15 protein-coding genes are annotated in these 17516 nt (G+C 69.1%); 8 read left to right on the top strand and 7 right to left on the bottom strand.

What is annotated here, in order from left to right; translation table 11 throughout:
* The first annotated feature begins 109 nt into the window (after nt 1-109).
* Entirely contained in the window at nt 110-2008 is a 1899-nt protein-coding gene (locus tag IPK71_13885; protein ID MBK8214825.1) for a hypothetical protein, read from the top strand.
* A 7-nt stretch (nt 2009-2015) separates the two neighbouring features.
* Here IPK71_13885 and IPK71_13880 read toward each other — a convergent pair whose 3' ends face one another.
* Nucleotides 2016-2423, bottom strand: coding sequence for a hypothetical protein (locus tag IPK71_13880; GenBank protein ID MBK8214824.1), 408 nt, complete (start codon nt 2421-2423; stop codon nt 2016-2018).
* A 140-nt stretch (nt 2424-2563) separates the two neighbouring features.
* On the opposite strand from IPK71_13880, the gene IPK71_13875 reads away from it, so the two are divergent.
* On the top strand, nt 2564-3703 hold the full coding sequence (locus tag IPK71_13875) for a hypothetical protein (protein MBK8214823.1): 1140 nt from the start codon (nt 2564-2566) through the stop codon (nt 3701-3703).
* Between the two features lie 51 nt (nt 3704-3754).
* Here the strand turns inward: IPK71_13875 and IPK71_13870 are convergent, their stop codons facing one another.
* Nucleotides 3755-4027 carry a helix-turn-helix transcriptional regulator gene (locus tag IPK71_13870; protein ID MBK8214822.1) on the bottom strand — a complete coding sequence of 91 codons (273 nt, stop codon included), beginning with the start codon at nt 4025-4027 and terminating at the stop codon, nt 3755-3757.
* 180 nt (nt 4028-4207) lie between these two features.
* Between IPK71_13870 and IPK71_13865 the strand changes: the two genes are divergently transcribed.
* The 5 genes from IPK71_13865 to IPK71_13845 all read left to right on the top strand — a co-directional run bounded on the left by IPK71_13865 (nt 4208) and on the right by IPK71_13845 (nt 12115).
* On the top strand, nt 4208-5236 hold the full coding sequence (locus IPK71_13865; GenBank protein MBK8214821.1) for a hypothetical protein: 1029 nt from the start codon (nt 4208-4210) through the stop codon (nt 5234-5236).
* The gene (locus IPK71_13860) at nt 5236-6231 is read left to right on the top strand and encodes a helix-turn-helix transcriptional regulator (GenBank protein ID MBK8214820.1); all 996 of its coding nucleotides are present in this window, start codon (nt 5236-5238) and stop codon (nt 6229-6231) included. Before IPK71_13865 ends, IPK71_13860 begins: the two co-directional genes overlap by 1 nt.
* A 4-nt stretch (nt 6232-6235) precedes the next feature.
* On the top strand, nt 6236-7252 hold the full coding sequence (locus IPK71_13855; GenBank protein MBK8214819.1) for a response regulator transcription factor: 1017 nt from the start codon (nt 6236-6238) through the stop codon (nt 7250-7252).
* Between the two features lie 278 nt (nt 7253-7530).
* On the top strand, nt 7531-8925 hold the full coding sequence (locus IPK71_13850) for a hypothetical protein (GenBank protein MBK8214818.1): 1395 nt from the start codon (nt 7531-7533) through the stop codon (nt 8923-8925).
* Nucleotides 8926-11800: 2875 nt separating this feature from the next.
* Nucleotides 11801-12115 carry a hypothetical protein gene (locus IPK71_13845; protein MBK8214817.1) on the top strand — a complete coding sequence of 105 codons (315 nt, stop codon included), beginning with the start codon at nt 11801-11803 and terminating at the stop codon, nt 12113-12115.
* Between the two features lie 650 nt (nt 12116-12765).
* Here the strand turns inward: IPK71_13845 and IPK71_13840 are convergent.
* The 4 genes from IPK71_13840 to IPK71_13825 all read right to left on the bottom strand — a co-directional run bounded on the left by IPK71_13840 (nt 12766) and on the right by IPK71_13825 (nt 14621).
* Nucleotides 12766-13347: a polymer-forming cytoskeletal protein gene (locus IPK71_13840; GenBank protein MBK8214816.1), complete on the bottom strand. Its 582-nt coding sequence runs from the start codon at nt 13345-13347 to the stop codon at nt 12766-12768.
* A gap of 84 nt (nt 13348-13431) precedes the next feature.
* The gene (locus IPK71_13835) at nt 13432-13746 is read right to left on the bottom strand and encodes a polymer-forming cytoskeletal protein (GenBank protein MBK8214815.1); all 315 of its coding nucleotides are present in this window, start codon (nt 13744-13746) and stop codon (nt 13432-13434) included.
* 34 nt (nt 13747-13780) lie between these two features.
* Nucleotides 13781-14146: a polymer-forming cytoskeletal protein gene (locus tag IPK71_13830; GenBank protein MBK8214814.1), complete on the bottom strand. Its 366-nt coding sequence runs from the start codon at nt 14144-14146 to the stop codon at nt 13781-13783.
* A 73-nt stretch (nt 14147-14219) separates the two neighbouring features.
* A complete protein-coding gene (locus IPK71_13825; protein ID MBK8214813.1) occupies nt 14220-14621 on the bottom strand; it encodes a hypothetical protein in 402 nt (133 codons plus the stop codon).
* Between the two features lie 300 nt (nt 14622-14921).
* Between IPK71_13825 and IPK71_13820 the strand changes: the two genes are divergently transcribed.
* On the top strand, nt 14922-15431 hold the full coding sequence (locus IPK71_13820) for a hypothetical protein (GenBank protein MBK8214812.1): 510 nt from the start codon (nt 14922-14924) through the stop codon (nt 15429-15431).
* A 56-nt stretch (nt 15432-15487) separates the two neighbouring features.
* Here IPK71_13820 and IPK71_13815 read toward each other — a convergent pair whose 3' ends face one another.
* The gene (locus IPK71_13815) at nt 15488-17488 is read right to left on the bottom strand and encodes a protein kinase (GenBank protein MBK8214811.1); all 2001 of its coding nucleotides are present in this window, start codon (nt 17486-17488) and stop codon (nt 15488-15490) included.
* Nucleotides 17489-17516 lie beyond the last annotated feature (28 nt).

Genomic DNA, 17516 nt, shown 5'->3' with positions numbered 1-17516 from the left:
CCATCGAGGGTAACATAGTGAGGAGCCCCCGCAACGGAGCCTACTCTTGCCCGATCCCCGCCCCTCCCACGCCCGAGAGAGCGCCCGAGCCATGGCGCAAGTGTCCGTCGTGGCTATGGTTTTCGGCGCGTTTGGCGCCGCCGCGTGCGACGAAGCCGGCACGACCGGGCCCGCGAAGGCCGCCTTCGGGCCGGGGCCGACGCTCCCCGCGCGCGCCAACGCTCCGCTCGAGATCGAGGGAAATCGCCCGGGCGCCATGCGTGTCCGCGTCGCGTGGACAGGCGCGCTCGGGGCGAGCGCGAGGCAAGTGGGCGAGCGGCTCGTGTACCCGAACGCGCTCGGGGAGGGCTTCGATCTCGAGCGTGAAGCGCGTGGCGACACCGTGGAAGATTGGGTTCGCCTGCCGCGCGCTCCGCGGGATCGTGCGCTGCGCCTCACCTTCTCGACGGCAGGCGTCGCGGGTCTTCGTCTCGTCGCAGGGACCCTCGAGCTCCTCGACGCCAGGGGCACACCGCGCGTGCGCATGAGCCCTCCGTGGGCTCGTGACCGGCGCGGGGAGGTGCACACCGTACGCGTCGACGTCGAGGGCTGCGCGGTGAGCCGTGATCCCCGGCCCCCGTGGGGGAAGCCGCTCGTCGCGCCCGGCGCTGCCGCGTGCGACGTCGTGCTGGGGCTCGACCTCTCGGACGACGCCTACCCTGCGGTGCTCGATCCTCTGTGGGGACGGACGGGGAGCCTCGCTGTGCCACGCGCCCAACACACGGCGACGAGGCTCCCGAACGGGCACGTCCTCGTCGCCGGCGGCTACGATGACGTGGCCCGCCGCGACACCGCGAGCGCCGAGCTCTACGACCCCGCGAGCGGGACGTTCGCGGCGACCGAGCCCATGAGCATCCCCCGCCGCTCGGCGACCGCCGTCGATCTCGTCGGAGGGAGTGTCGCGGTCATCGGTGGCGAGCTAGGGCTCGGCCCTCCCACGGTGCTCGCGTCGACCGAGAGGTACGATCCTACGACAGGTCGTTGGAGCGCCGGAACGACGCTAGCCATCGGGCGAAGCGGCCCCACCGTCACGCGCCTCCGGACTGGAGAGGTGATCGTGGTGGGAGGGCTCCGCTACGACGCCGCCGGGGCCTCGGTGACCGACGTCGATCGCTGCACGGCCGATCTGCTCGGATGCAGGATGTCCCGAGCGCTCCCCGAGCCACGAGCAGCACACGGAGCGAGCCTCCTGTCCGATGGCAGGGTGCTCGTCACGGGAGGGGGGGCGCGAGTGTTCGAGTCGGCGCAGTCGCTCTATGCCACGAGCACCATCTACGACCCGACGAGCGAGACGTGGTCCGACGGCCCACCGCTACCGGCACCCCGCTTCGGTCACGTGGCGGTGACAGGTGCAAACGGACAGGTGCTCCTCGTGGGCGGCGCGCTCGCCCCCCAAGGGGAGTCAATCGCGTCGGACGTGCTCGCGCTCGACGCAGGGACGACCCGCTTCGTCGTCAGCGGGCGCCTCACGACACCTCGCTGGCTCCACTCGGCGACGTCGCTCCCGAGCGGGAAGGTGCTCGTGACCGGCAGCGCCGTCCTCGGCTACCAACTCGGCAGCGCCACGTCCGCCGAGCTCTTCGATCCAAGCACGGGTACGTCGCGCGAGGTGGGCACGCTCCACCGTACCTACTTCGGGGCCCACGCCCTGCTCCCCAACGACCAGGTCCTCGTGGTCGGAGGCGGCAAGAGCATCGACAGCGCGAGCGCTTACCTCTTCGCCGACGATCCTCCCGACGCGGGACCGAGAGACGCTGGCCCGGACGCTTCGTCGGATGCCTCGTCGGAGCCTCTCGACGCGACGCCCGCCCCACGCCCCGATGCCGCGCCGGGAGACGCTGCGGGAGACGAAGAGGCGCGCGGCTTCTACGCGTGCTCCTCGTCGTTCCCCGAGCGGGAGAGCCGAATCGCGCCGCTCGTGCTCGCCGCAGCGGTCGCCGCGAGCGCCGCGCGACGCCGCCGAAGGTGAGCCCCGGCTACTTCGTCCCGCAGGCCATGCAGCGCTTTCCACCCTTGCAGTAGACGTCGAGCGGGAAAAAGCTCGCCACCGCGCCCGACGCGCGCACCGTGTGGCACGCGGCCTCCTCGCTCTCCGTGTCCCCCCGGGCGATGGTGGACTCGATCTCGGCGAGGGGGCTCCCGCCGCTCGGCTTCCGATAGATGCAGAGCGCAGCGATCCACTCCTTGCCGGCGCACGCGTTCTTCGCGCAGTGAGCCGCGAACGCCTTCTCGGCCTTCGCGCTCTCGTCGGCCTGGTACTCTGGGTCCTTCGCGCAGCGCGCGTGAGCGCGCGTCCGGTCGTCGTCGGTCGCGGTGGTCGTCCTCGCGCAGCCCGCCGACACGAGCAGCGACACGATGGCGGCGGTACGGAGCGTCGAGTGCATTCCAGTGTCATACGACGCGGCACGTGCGGCCGGGAAACGAAAGCCCCATCGTTCACGATTCTGCCGTCATTTCGGGCACTTCGAAAATCGACACGCCGACGCTCACACTCCACGCGCGCGGAGCCTCTACCCTTGCGCTCATGCTCACGCGGCTCCCTCTCGCGCCCCTCGCGCTCGCGGTCCTCACGCTCCTCTCCGGCTGCAAGAAGCTCCAGGGGGCACCTCTGACGAAGAAGGGCGAGCCCGTGAAGCTCGGCTGCGACGCGCCCATCCCCGCGGCGCTCTCGCACGAAGAGGGGCGCGCGGTCGACTACGTGGTCACGTGCATGGTGCCGGTGCATACCAGCCTCACGATCGGCTCCGGTACCGCGCTCGTGTTCCAAGCGAACGCCGGCTTCGTCGTGGAGCAGGGAGGCTCGCTCGCAGCAAAAGGCACGGCCGCGGCGCCCATCACCATGACCGGCGAAGGCGGCGCGCGCTGGCACGGCGTGCACGTCTTCACGGCGGCTCCGCAGAACGAGCTCACCTTCGTTCGCATCAAGGACGCGGGGACGGCGCGGGTCGACTGGAAGGGCGCCATCCTCGCGACCGGCGAAGGCGCGCTGACGGTTCGTGACACCACCGTCGAAGCCGCGGACACGCACGCGCTCGCCGTGACCGACGGCGGGAAGCTGCGGGCCGTCGAGCGATCCTCCTTTGCATCCAAGGGAGACACCCCGGCGCTCGTGAGCCCCGATGCCATCGGCAAGCTCGCGAAGAACTCCTTCAAGGGCGGCGCGGGCGCGTCGGTCCGCGTCGAGCTCACGAACGACCCTCCGCGCGGCGACCAGACGTGGGCGAAGCTCGACGTGCCCTACCGCATCGCGGCCGGGCGCGCCGTGCAGCTCGTGGGCAAACAGACGTTTTCGCCCGGGGTCACGGTGCTCTTCGAGGACGGCGCAGGTCTCGTCGTCCACGGTGCGCTCGTCGCGCGTGGCACGCCGACCGAGAAGATCCGCTTCCGCCCGGTCACCTCCGGCAGCGCGCGGCACGCCGGGCTCGCCCTCGTCGAGAAAGGCAACGTGCTCGAGCACTGCGAGATCGCCGGTGGCGGCGCCGACAAGAGCGACGACGCGGGCAACGTCGTGCTCTCGGGTGACTCGGGCGGTGCCGACCTCACGATCGCCGAGTGCCTGCTCGAGGGCTCGGGCGGCTACGGCCTCGTCGCCCACGGGCAGGCGGTGAAACAAGGCGCGAACGTGGTCTTCCGGAGCAACGCCAAGGGCACGACCAAACCCTGAGCGCGAGCGGCTGCCGCGCGCCTTGGGTCGGAACTCCGAGAGAGCTAGCCCCTACGAGGTGAGCGCCCTTCCCTTGGCGACCGCGGCCGCGAGCTCGCGACGCGAGCCGACCCCGAGCTTCTTGTAGATCGAGCGGAGGTGGGCCGCGACCGTGTGCTTCGAGACAGCACGAGCCTCCCCGATCGCCTCGTTGGAGAGCCCCCGCACGACGTCGCGCACGATGTCGCGCTCCGCCGGGGTCAGGCGAGGGTCGGGCTCGGCCTCGTTCGGCACCGAGATGACCAAGTACTCGTCTCCCTCGAGCTCGAAGCGCCTCACGCCCATGTCACCCTCCCCCTGCGAGCCTACTGCACGCAGCGCCCTCGGCCACCCTTCGAACGAAGGATGCCTCGAGGCATTCTTCGTTCGAAAGATACGCTCGAGGCAAGCCAAGCCTGCTTCGCCCCAAGGAACTGACGATACGCGGTGCATGCCTGGCGCGCCCACATAAGGTATCGTTTGTGCGTGGGACGGGCCGATTCTCTGAGTGTCGTCGAGGCGGCGTACGCGAGGGCTCCGAACGAAGAGGCGTGGCTCGGGCGGGTGGCACAGGCCATCGCCGAGAACCTCGACGGCGAGCTCGGCGCCGCGGCGTGGTTCATCGATTTCCTCCCGGGCGTCGACGCGAAGCCGCGCTGTTCGACCTTCGTCTCCGTGGGGAGCTGCGAGCCCCGCGTGGTCGAGTACGTGAGGACGCTTCACGGGCGTGACCTCCCACCCCCGCTCGGCGCCCTCGTGTACGGAGCCGCGTATGGGCACGGGAGGGTCGTCGCGGGCGCGAGGGAGCTCATGGGCCCTGTCTTCGACGCGGTGAACCCCCAAGGCCACGAGCGAACGGGCGCGACCGACTGCCTCGCCGTGCAGTGCTTCGACGCCGAGGGCCGAGGCGTCGCGTTGGCGCTGCCGAGCCCCACGACGGTGCGCACGACGGACCGGAGGCGGCGGACGTGGGAGCGCATCGCGTCGCATGTCTCGGCCGGGTTGAGGCTCCAGCGGATCGCCACCTCGGGGGACCTCGGGAGCGCCGACGCGCTGCTCGACGCGCACGGCCGCGTCTGTCACGCCAAGGGAGACGAGGCCGCAGCGTCGGCCGGGCGCCTCCGCGAGGCCGCGATCCGGGCCGATCGGGCGCGCACACGCGAAGGCCGACGCGACGTCGACGCCGCGCTCGGGATGTGGGAGTGCCTCGTCGCGGGCGAGTACTCCGTCGTCGACACCTTCGACACCGACGGAAAACGTTACTTCGTCGCGCGAAAGAACGCGCCTGCCGCGCGGGCCGTGCGGGCCCTCTCCACGCGCGAGCGCCAGGTCGTGAGCTTGCTCGCGCTCGGGCACTCCGACAAGTGGATCGCCTACGAGCTCGGCATCGGAGAGGGGACCGTGGCCGCCGCCATCCACACGGCGCTACGCAAGCTCGGGGTGAAGCGCTCGGGAGACCTCGCGGCCGTTCGCCACGCCCTCGGCGCGGCGACCCCTGAGGAGCCAGGATCGTGATGAGCAAGCCGCTGCGGGTCATCGCGGCAGCCTACGCGCCCGCTCCCTCCGACGAGGCGTGGCTCAAGGAGGTCGGTGAGACCGTCGCTTGGGCCCTCGACGCCGAAGCCGGGGGAATCGCCTACTTCGTGCGATGGCGGCCACGAGGGCTGCCGGAGACTCATGAATGGACACGCATCGCCGGCGCGAAAGAGGCCGACCTGCTCTTCGCCAAAGAGCAGCACGAGATCCCTGTCCCAGAGGAGCTCGCGACCGAAGCGTGCCGGGTCTACGCGCGCGGCTCGGTCCTGAGCGGGACTCGCGAGCTCATGGGAGACCTGACGACGGAATTCGAGAGCTTCCACGGAAAGGCGAGCGAACGAACAGGACATTTCGACTCCCTCAACCTCCTCTGTATGGACGCCACTCACGACGGAGTGAACTTCCTCCACCCGACACGCGACCGCGTGCACACTCACGCGCGTACTCGGGTCCTTTGGTCACGCGTCGCGGCGCACATCACGGCTGGATTGCGCATGCATCGTGGAGCGTCGGACCACGCACATCTCGAAGGTGCCGACGCCATCCTGTCGACCGACGGCCACGTGCTCGACGCCTCGCGCGGCACCGAAGCTTCACTCGAAGCCTTGCGGCGAGCGGCGCGCGACGTCGACCGGGCGCGACTCCGGTCCACCCCGGAAGACGAGGCCCTCGACCTCTGGAAGTGCCTCTTCTCCGGGGAATACTCGGTCGTCGATCGCTTCGACACGGACGGAAAACGCCTCTTCATCGCGAAGAAGAACGCGCCCGTCGCGCGCGGCCCGCGTGCCCTCTCGGAGCGTGAGCGGCAGGTCCTCGCCCTCGTCTCGGTCGGGCACTCCGACAAGTCCGCCGCGTACGAGCTCGGCATCGCCGAGGGCACCGTAGCCGGACACCTCCACGCGGGGCTGAAGAAGCTCGGCCTCTCGTCCACTACCGACCTTGGGCTCCTCCGCGCCGCGCTCGGGGAGCCCTGAGGCGATGCGCCCCACCCTCCGCGTGATCGACGCGGCCTACCGCACCGCGGCCTCGCCCGACGCGTGGCTCACCTCCGTCGCCGAGGCCGTCGCCGACGCGCTCGAGGCCCCCGCGGGCGGCGTCGCCTATTTCGTCGACTGGCAACCTGACGGAATGCCGACGACCAGCGCGTGGACCCGTGTGGGAGGGGCCAGCGAGGACCTCCTCGTGTACACACGCGAGCAACACGGCGGACAGGGGATTTCAACGGAACAAGCCGCCGCGATCTCGCACGTGTACTCTCGCGGCTCGTACCTCTCGGGCACCCGAGAGCTCATGGGCCAGGTCTTCGAGGAGCTCGAGCGCGTACGAGGGTCGTTCCGCGAGCGGACGGGCGACTCCGACTCCCTGAACCTGATCGCGATGGACGCGACCCACCGGGGCGTGGCCTTCGTCCACCCGTTGCCCTACACCGTGAGGACTCGCCCGGCGCGACGCGCGCGATGGGCCAAGGTGGCAGCTCACCTCTCGTCGGGGCTCCGCATGCAGAGAGCGTCCGGGCCAAGCCCGATCGCCTCGGCCGACGCGATCCTCGACACCTCCGGTCGCGTCCTTCACTCGACGCTCGGGACGCGTGACGACTTCGACCGCCTGCGCCACGCCGCGCGCGACGTCGACAAGGCGCGCCTTCACCACACGGGCGAGGACGAAGCCCTCGACCTTTGGCAGTGCCTCTTCTCGGGCGAGTACTCCGTGGTCGACCGGTTCGACACCGACGGGAAGCGCCTCTTCGTCGCCAAACGGAACTCCCCCGAGGCCCGAGGTCCGCGCGTGCTCACCCCGCGAGAGAGGCAGGTCGTCGCGCTCGTCGCCGTGGGGCACGCGGACAAATCCGTCGCGTACGAGCTCGGCATCGCCACGGGGACGGTCGCAGCCCACCTGCACGCGGCCCTGGCGAAGCTCGGGCTCACGGAGACGAGCGACCTCGGCCTGCTCAAGGCGACCCTCGACGCCCACGAGGCGACTCGACCAAGAAAATGACGACGACGGCGCGGCGCGCCGGTAACTCGATCGACCACCGGCAGACGCGCGGCAAATCGTGCCGTAGGACCGCGATGAGGCGTGCGTGGGCGGCGCACGGACCACGGCGCGGTCGAGCCTCAAGAAACTGACTATGGCGCGCCATGGCCATTTCGGAAACCGTGCGCTTGGGGAGCGTTTCGCTCACATGGCCCGGGCGCTCCGCACCCTGCCACGCTCCGCTATTTGCCACTCGAGGGGAAAGACGGTACTGCATGAAGCTTCGTTGGTCTTTGGGAATGTCCAGTGTCCTCCTCGCGGTCGCCGCGGCCGCCGCCTGCTCCGACGACCCTGTCGGTGGCACGCCCGACGCGGGCGCCGACACGTCCGTCACGCCGGTCCCCGACGCGAACGTGCCCGACACGAGCGTCGCGCCCGACGCGGCCGACGCCGCGCCGCCTCCGGATTTCACGGCCGCCGAGCTCGCTGCCCTCTCGGCGCTCTCGCCCTTGCCGGCCCTGCCCCCCGACCCGACCAACGCGTACGCCGACAACGCGAAGGCCGCCGAGCTCGGCCAGATGCTCTTCTTCGAGAAGAGCTACTCGGGCCCCATCGTGATCGGGAGCGACGGCACGAACGGCGGCCTCGGGGCCGTGGGAGAGCGCGGCAAGGTCTCGTGCGCGAGCTGCCACGGCGGCCTCGCCATGGAAGACAACCGCTCGAAGCCGGCGAACCTGTCGATCGGCATCGACCGAGGCACGCGCAACGCGCTCGCGATCGTCAACTCGGCGTACCAGCCCTGGACGAACTGGGGCGGCCGCTTCGACTCGCAGTGGTCGCTCGCGCCCACGGTGGCCGAGAACCCGCGCAACATGGCGAGCTCGTTCCTCGAGATCGCCCACATGATGTACGTGAAGTACAGGACCGAGTACGACGCCATCTTCCCGGTGAAGCTCGACCCGGACCTCGACCCCGCCTCCACGAGCGGACGGTTCCCCGCCGTCGGGCGTGACGGGGACGCGACGTTCAGCACGATGACGGCCGCCGATCAGGACATCGTCCGCCGCATCGTGGTCAACTATGGCAAGGCCATCGCCGCCTACCAGCGCAAGCTCGTCAGCGGCAATTCGGCGTTCGACAAGTACATCGCGGGCGACAAGGCCGCGCTTTCGGCCGAGGCCAAACGTGGCGCCAAGATCTTCGTGGGCAAAGGCGCCTGCGTGACCTGCCACTCGGGCCCCACCTTCAGCGACGGCAAGTTCCACGCCCTCGCCGTGCCTCAGGCAGGGCCGAACGCCGCGGCGGCCGACCTCGGGCGCTTCCAGGACGTGCCCGGGGTGCTGGGCAGCCGCTACAACACGAACAGCGCCTACAGCGACAACACCAACACGGGCAAGCTCACCGGGCTCGCGCAGGATCCGTCGCAGCGCGGCCAGTTCCGTACGCCGACGCTCCGCAACATCGCCAAGTCGGGCCCGTACATGCACACGGGCCACATGACCACGCTCGAAGAGGTGGTCACCTTCTACGCCGCGGGCGGCGGAGATCCGGGCGACGCGGGCATCACCAAGGACCCGCTCATGAAGCCGTTCACCGTCGCGGGCACGGACGTCGCCGACCTCGTCGCCTTCATGAAGGCCCTCGACGGCGCGCCGATCACCCCGGCCCTCCTGCAAGACACGTCGAAGCCCTGACCCATGTCGAAGGGAGCCCCTCGTCACGGAGGGGCTCCCCTCGGAGCTACCATGCACCATCGAGCGTCGGTTGCCGTCGGCATGTTTCTCGCGTTCTTCTGCTCTTTCCCGTGCGCATGCCAAGGAAGCGACACTGAGAACTCCGACGTCCACGAACAGAACGGGACCCGCTTTAAGAGAATGTGGCTCGTCGGAGCGGGTGGTTCACGGATGCTCGCTCCCGGCATATTCTGGGACGCAGCCACACAAAAGACATGTTCACTGAACTCAACCCGCGAGGTGTGCATCGGAGAAGAAGAGCCTGTCGAGGACGCACGCTACATCGACCGAGAGTGCACAAAGGTCGGCATCGCCACTTCGGCTCGAGTGGCGCGACTCGCAAGAACGTGCACCTCAACCTATTTCGAGACTTCACCGTCAGCCGAAGTGTTCGACGTACCCTATCGGTATGCCAAGGTTGGCGGCCACTGCGAGGTCGTCGAGGGACAGACCTACGTTCGCCTCCCCACCGGAGAACGCCCCACGTTCACATTTCGACTGGGAGAAGGCTCGGGGCGTCTGCGGCCAATCATTGCCGAGTCGAGCGATGGCCTTCGTGTTCTTGGCGGAGCCCCTATCGCCTTCGACACGCTTACCGGGGAGCAGTGTACCCTCGCCGGTGGCGCGTGCCGATACTCCGGGCAACGCACACCGCAGCGTAGCGGCGACGGATTACCTGTTAGCGTCGACGACTGGGAGGACGCATCAACATGCCCACCGTCACCGTTCCATCATCCTCCCGCCGATAGCCGGGTCATCGTGATGGCGCCGCGAGGCGAGCCGTGTGAAGCTCAGACCATATATGCGCCGACCATCCCAATACCCTTTCCCCATACACAGACTACCGACCCTTCTCCCCGAAGGATTGAACTTCGCGGCCCGTACCCATCAGCGACGGTCCGCATATCCACAGAAACCACCGACCGTCGAACCACATGGTTCGTCGCGGACGACGACACAAGACTCGCCCACGCTGGCATATGGGGAAACGAATGCTCTCTGATGCCGGATCCGAGGACAATCAAGGCCGAGGCGGGCCAGCTTGCCTACTGCCTACCAAGCTCCTCCAGTGACGGCGGATGCAGCCGGGACTTTTCCTCCCAAGCGCCGGCCCTACTCATGAGGCTGCTCGTTGTCGAGGAATAGAAATGCGAACCGGTAATCTTACACTATTGGGGGCTCTCCCCTGGATCTTCCTAACATCCGCGTGCGGCCGCGCGATACAGAACAGTGAGGAGAGTCCCATCGTTGCTCTCGAGGATAGCGCGGACGGAGATCGGAGCGGGACACGCCTCAAGCGGATCTTGTTGCACACCGCCGATGGGGCGAGCTTCCCGTGGACGACGGCACTATGGGACATCAAACGACGTCGACCGTGCCACCTTCAAGGGGCGCTCGCGGGCGAAGCCGGTGGCCCCTACTGTCTAGACACGCAACAAAATGTACTACCATCCTTTGCCGACACGAGGTGCTCGGTACCCGCCGCGCGAGGATGGGGGGCATTTATTGTCCCGTCGGGGTGCGACTATCGCGTTAGCTACTACACGAGTAGGATCGGCCCCGGTTTTCCGTCGATTTATCGACACGCACCAGACGGGCGATGCGAACTTGTTCCCGGCGGTTCATCTGAGGGTCTACCTGGATACTCCGCACAGATTCCGGTTCCACGGCTTCACCTTTCGCCAGCATCGGGCGCCGGACGCCTTCGGCCCTGGAAGGTCGTCTCCGAGGACGGGCTTCGAATCACGAGCGCAGCACGTGGCGTCTACGACACCTTGGCGCAGACGAGCTGCAAGCTTGGTGGGCGCACGTGGGATGACGACAGCGACGAATGCCGTGTTGTAGCCCCCTCGCCTGCCCTCGACACGTCGTGTGAAAGGGTTGTGGGTGTATCGACACGACCGGAATGCGCCGATGCCCCTCCGGCCACGAGAGCGGCCAATGTTGCGGCTTCGGTCGACCAGTGTACTCAGACAATCTTCTCGCACGACGGCACCATGCTCCTTTCCGGAGCAGAGACGTATGGCGAACGCGATCGAATGAGCTGCGTGCGCCGGAACGAACGAACTGGCGAACAGCTGATGACTGCGCGCGCTTCGTTCCGCGCGGCGACGTTTCGAAGGGTGGTGGGGGCATCCACCGGGCGACTGCATCCCGTCCTCGCAGTCGACGAAGCTGGGCACGAGCTCGGCGTTGAGCGCTATTGGGACGAAGCCCAAGGCATGGATTGCCGTATCGAGACGTTCCGAGACTACGCACTCTGCGTTCCACTGTCAGAGGCGACAAGGTTCGTTTGGAGGGATGCGTCCTGCAGTCCGAGCACGGTCTTGGTGGCGTTCTATTCGACTTCTAGCTGCGCTCCGCTACCGAAGAAGGTCCTGGCGCGTCCGGCTGCGGACGCCGCCGACCCGTGGCGACTTAGCTACACTCGAGTCACCGAGGTCGAGGTCCTTCCCGCTCCATCAGGCGACTACTATGTTCGGGAGCAGAACCCGAGTGGGAAGGCAGGTGAGGTTTGTTCACGGATCGTAGCGCCGAGAGCCATCGTGGGAGCGAACCTCCGCACGGTCGAGCCGGTCCCGCTCACGATCGAAATTCGGTAACATGTCGCGCGTCGCCTTGCCGACCCGCGCGGGCGTGACTATCTTTCGCAGCCCGTCGAGTTACTCCCTTCGGCCCGTCGCCACCGCATCCCGCCGCCTTCGTTGCGAGCCTGGGGTGCCTGCTCACCTACAGAAGTACAGAAGTAGGCTCCGCCGGCAGCTCGGATCGCGCTCGGCAAGTCGGGCGCGGACGACACCGGACCTCGGTCCCCAAGCAAACAGGCTGCTTTCCCATGCAATCGCGCGACTACCTCGAACGCATGATCCGTCAGATCGCGGAGGCCGTCGCGAAGGCGGCGGGGCTCCGCTCCGAGGGGCGCCTCGAGGAGGCCGAACGCGCCGTGGACGAGGCGTGGTCGCACGCGTTCTCGCTCCGTCGAAAGGACACCGACCGCTTCACCGCCGAAGCGCTCGTCGACCTGCTCGGCCCGAAGGCGACGAACGCGGCGGCGTTGCTCGACGAGCTCGGTCGGATCGAAGAGGCCCGCGGCGACACGGGCCGCGCCGCGAAGCTCTTCGAGAGGGCCCGCACCCTCCGTGGGGGATGAGGGGAGACGCGAGGCCCCGCGGCGAACCAGGGGCCCCGTCACGGCGCGCACGCGCCTCGTGCTTCGGCCACGGCGCCCACGCTCGGGCCGCGCACCACGGCGACACGGCCAACCCGTTGATTTGGCGAACAAAACGTCCGTCCCTCCCCATCCGTACGGAGGCCCCTCCCCATCCGTACGGAGGCCCCTCCCCGTCCGTACGGAGGCCCCTCCCCCTTCGTACGGAGGCTCCACCCCATTCGTACGAAGGCTCCACCCCGTCCGTACGGAGGCCCCATCCCGTCCGTACGGGGGCGTTGGGTCCGTACGGGAGGCGCCTGCGCCCTCACGGGACGCGATCGGGTCCGTACGAGACCTGGGGGCGAACAAACGGGCGAGCCGGGCATCCGAACGGAGGCCCCGAGGCAAGCGTACCGGCCGGGGCGGTGCCCGTACCGAGGTGCACCCGTTCGTACCGAGGCCCTAGCCCATCGCAACCGACGGTTCGGGGATGCAGACGGGCAGCGTGGGCGTGGCGACCGGAGCCGCCGGGGTGCGAACGCGAGGGGCGGGGATGACGACGGGGGCCACCGGGGCGCGAACCGACGGAGGTCCCTTGCGCACCAAGACCGACGGGCTCCGAACGGGGATCGGCTCCCGGCCGCTCTCGCTCAGATCGACTTCTTCTTCACGGCCTTCGCGCCCTTCTTGAGGGCAGGCACCACCGGGGGCGGCGGCTCGCGCTTCAGGCCGACGAGCATGCTCGGGCGCGGAGAGACGGGCGCGGGGGCCTCGACCTTCTTGGGGGGCGGCGGCGCGGGACGCTCGACGCGCGCGGGAGGCGGAGGAGGAGCCGGACGTTCGACGCGGGCCGGGGCGGGGGCGGGGCGGGCCACGGCGCGCTCGGCCGCGCGGGCGACGGGGGCCTTGCCGGCCTCGCTCTTGGTCTCGACGTAGCCGCGAACGAGGGCTCCGCGCCCGACGGCGATGCGCGCCGCGCGAACGTCACCCACCACGCGGGCGCCCTCTTCGAGCACCACGGCCTCGTCGGCCGAGAGGTCGCCACGGACGGCGCCACGCACCACGATGCGCGCCGCGCGCACGTTGGCTCCCACGAGCCCGGTCGACTCGACGGTGACCTCGCCGGAGAGCTGAACGTCGCCCTCGACGTGGCCCGCCACGACGAGGTTGCCGGTGCCTTCGATGGAGCCCCGGACGACCGTTCCGGCGGCGATGGTGGTTTCGTTGGCCATGTCGTTTCTCGTTCGGTGCGGCGAGCCGGCGTTACGGGCCCACCGCGAAAAATCTAACGGTTTCGCAGCGTTTCCGCGCGTTGGTCACACGTCCATGTCGACGTTGCCCTTGAACTGGGCTCCGTCGGCGATGGTGATGCGGGCGGCCTTCACGTTCCCGACGACGCGCGCGCCGTTGGCGAGATCGACCCGGTCGTTGGAGGTGAGGTTGCCGGTGACCTGGCCGGACACGCGAATGGGGCCCGCCGACACGTCGGCTTCGACGATGGCGCCAGCGTCGACCGTGACGCCTTCTTTGGCGTGGAGCTTTCCGCGCAAGGTTCCCTGCACGACGACGTCGTCGTCGCTCGTGACCTCGCCCTCGATCGTGATGCCTGCGCCGATGACCGTGCTTGCCATTGCTCGATGGTCCTCTCGTGTCTCGAAGTCGCGCTCAGCGACGCTTCGGGCTCTCGTTGAGCTCGGGGGGGAGGTCGAAGTCGGCGTCGAGGCGGCCGGCGAACGCCGCGCCGTCTTCGATCGTGACCTGGGCGGCGCGCACGTCGCCGCGGAATTTGCCCGTCGCCGTGACGGTGACGTCGCCCTCGGCCTGGATGCCGCCCTCGAGCGCTCCGGCCACGGTGACGTCGTTCGCGGTGATGGTCGACTGCGCCTCGGCGCCCTCGTCGAGCGTGAAGCTGCCGCGGAGGACCACGTCCCCCTCGAGCGTGCCTTGCACCACCAAGTCCCCGTCGCCCGAGATGCGACCGCGAATGCGGACGCTCCGGCCGAGCACAGTCTCCGAGCTGCCTTTCGCCATCGCACCCGCTACTAGTACAGCTGGCCCCGGGTGTCACTGGCCATCCGCGCCCCCCCGCCAGGGTGTGGGCGCGTCAGCCGGGAGGCGGGCCCCCGACGACCACACGGAGCGGCGTCATTCGCCCGTCGGGCTCCCAAAAGGCCGCGCCACCACGCTCGAGCGCCTCGAGGGCCCCGGGCGCGTCGATCGGCCGCTCGACACGCGATCCCGTGAGGTTGCCCGAGCTCGCCGACCCACGCACCGAGCACACGAGCCGCCCCGAGAGCGGGGCGCACGCGACGAGGAAGTAGAACGGGTAGCTCCCCTGCGTGAACGCGAGCGAGAGCGCGCCGCCACGCCGAACCACCACGGGTGGCGTCGCGAAGTGGCTCGTCTCGGTCGACGCGACCATGCTCGCGCTCGGACGGCAGCTCGCGAGCGAGACGAGCCCGATCACCACGAAGAACGAGACGAACCGAGCGCGGACGGATCGCACGCCATGACCATGGCACGCCTCGTCACGACCACCAAGCAAGGCCGGAACGCGACCACGGCACACGCGCCGTCGATCCAAGACGGCACGCGCACACCCGCCAAAACGGCATGTCGTGAACCGCCCACGAAAGAGGCCCCGTGAACCCCCTGCTACGGTCTCGTATCTTCGATGGTTTTCGGCGTTGCCGGTCGGCCAACATGGCAGCCGAGGCCCACGCACGAGGCCGCGCAGAGCCGCGCAAGCACGCGCGGACACCTCGCGCCACGAGCGCGTGGCATGTGCGTTGCTGAGTCGTTCGGCATGAGCGTCATCTCCCGATCCTTCGCCCGCGTCTTCCTTCTCTCCGCCATCGGGCTCGCCACGGCGTCGACGACAGCCGCGTGCAGCACCACACCGGTGACCGTGATGGACGTGACCGTCGCGCGACCCCTCCCCGCGTCGAACAAGGTCATGCTGGTGGTCGACACGTCGTCGAACAACGAGCGCGGTGAGGCCGCGGCGCTCGAGGCGGGGCTCACGAAGGAGCTCAGGCGCGGAGGCTACGTGCTCGAGAAAGGGGGTCTGACCGTCCACGCGAAGATCGTCGAGCTCCATCGCGGCAGCACGATCGCCAACGTGCTCACCGGGGTCTTGGCGGGGACCGACTACGCAGACGTCGCGGTAGCCATCGACGATCCGACCGGGAGACGCCTCATGTCGTTCACGGTGCGCGGCGAGGCGCTCGACAAGCGTTACCGCCAGCTCGATCAGGCCCTCTCCGAGAACGTCCCCGCGAGCATTCGCGAGGAGCTCGACAAGGCGCGGAACTGAGGGGCATCGCGTTCGAGATGCGGCCTCCCGTGCCCGAGTGACCCACCCTCACGCTCTCAGTCGTCGTCGCCTCGCTTCGTCTCGACGGCCTTCGAGACCCGGCTCGCGCGAGGGGGGACGGTCACTCGGCTCTTGCGGCTCGTGGTGCTCTCGCGCGCTTCGTCGAGGAGTGGCAAATAGCTGCGCAGGCGATGGGCGCGCGCCACGCTCTTTCGCTCCGCGTCCCCCACGGCCTCGAGCGCGCTGCCGAGGACCCGAGTCGGGCTCTGGAGGGGGACGAGGCTCATCACCACGAGCAAGACCGACGTGAGCACCGGAGTGAACGTCACGGCACCCGACCTCACGACGAGCTCCCCTCCGGTCACCGCATACGCCGAAGGCACGAGCCCCATGAGCCCCAGCGCGAGCGGGACAAGCACGGTCGCCAGCGCCGCCGCCGAGACGACGAGGCGCCCCCGAGACCCGAGGCGCAGGGTGAACACGGCGTTGATGGCGACGGCCAAGGCCGACTGGGGCACCACCATCAACGGGCCGAAGAAGCCCCCGAGCATCGCGACGAGCACGAAGTTCAGCCCATACGCCAGATAGGCATGTTCGATCTTGGGGCGCGGCTCGCTGGAGAGCTTCGCGAGCAGGCCCACGAGCGCGCCCGCGGTCGCCGTGACCACCAGCAGGTAGACGGGGTGACGGACCCCCATCGCGTAGGCCATCGGCACGATCCCGAACCACGGCAGATAGGCCATTTTCATGCGCCCGAAGACGACCCGGACCGTCTCTCGTCTTCGTTTCTCGAGCTCCCGCTCGGCCGACCGGGGGATGGTGTCGGGATCTTCGACGAGCATCTCGAAGAGCGCGGCCTGAGCGGCCTCGTGCATGGGCGAGAGCACGAGGGCGGCGCCGAGCTCACGCATGGCGTCGGCGCGCAGGCGCTCGGCCTTCTCGGGGGCAGCCTTGGCGATCCGTTTCCGAATTGCGGCCGCGGCGTCGGCGTGTTTGTCGGCCAAGGTCGAGCGTTGCTCGATCTCACGTTCTTCGTCGAGGTGCCCCTCGATGACGTCGTGGAACCTTCGGGCGTCGCTGAGGCGCTCCTCCGGGTCGAGCCGCGTCGCCCAGCGGCAGAGCGCGTCGAGCCCCTTCGGCACGTCCGACACGAGCGCGGCGGGCGAGGCGCCGTCCATCGCGAGCGTCGACTGGAACAGCTCGTTGCGCGAGTCACCGTCGTGCGCGCGGCGCAAGGTGAGCACCTCGTAGAGCACGAGCCCGAGAGAGTAGATGTCGGTGCGCGGATCGGCGGCGTTCGCGAGGCCGCGAGCTTGCTCGGGCGCCATGTAGCCGGGCGAGCCGAGCACGGCGCCCTGCATGGTCTCTTCGATGGCGGGGGTGTCCCGGATGCTCGGCGTCGGCGCGGTCTCCCCTTCGCTGGCACGGCGCGCCTCGACCTTGGAGATCCCCCAGTCGAGCAGGTAGACCTCGCCGTAGTCGCCGAACATGATGTTGCCGGGCTTGATGTCCCTATGGACGACGCCCCGGGAGTGCGCGAACGCGAGCGCGAGGCTCACCTGCGCGAGCGCCGAGAGCATACGTCGCCGCGTGAACTTGGCCCTCACCTCCGCGTCTCCGGCGCGAATGCCGTCGAGGATCTCGTCGAGCGTCTTGCCGACGATGCGCTTCATCGTGAAGAACGCGTCGCCCTGCTCGGAGACGCCGAGGTCGTAGACCGGCACGACCGAGGGGTGCTCGAGCTGCCCTTGCACACGCGCCTCGCGGAAGAACCTGTCTTTCGCCCAACTGGCGTGTTTCGCCAGGTACTTGATGGCGATATCTCGGCCGACGACGCCGTCGTGAGAGGCGTAGACCTTGCCCATACCCCCCTCGCCGATCATCTCGCCGACGGTGTAGCGCGCGTCGACGGCGGTGGTAGGTGCATCATGCACGGGCTGCCGACCCGAGCTCGGGAGCTCCGCGCTCGCGCGCTCTTCGCTCCCGGTCGTGTAGAGCTGCGGGAGCTCGGCGATCCGATCACGCCCCCGAGGCCCGCCCCCTCCCCCGTTGCCCATGGGCCAAGTATGCCGTTTTCGCACGCCC

Source organism: Myxococcales bacterium, assembly GCA_016712525.1.
In the GTDB taxonomy this organism is placed as follows: Bacteria; Myxococcota_A; Polyangia; order Polyangiales; family Polyangiaceae; genus JAAFHV01.
Note: the sequence above shows the minus strand (reverse complement) of the source record. Positions and strands in the feature narration are given on the sequence as shown.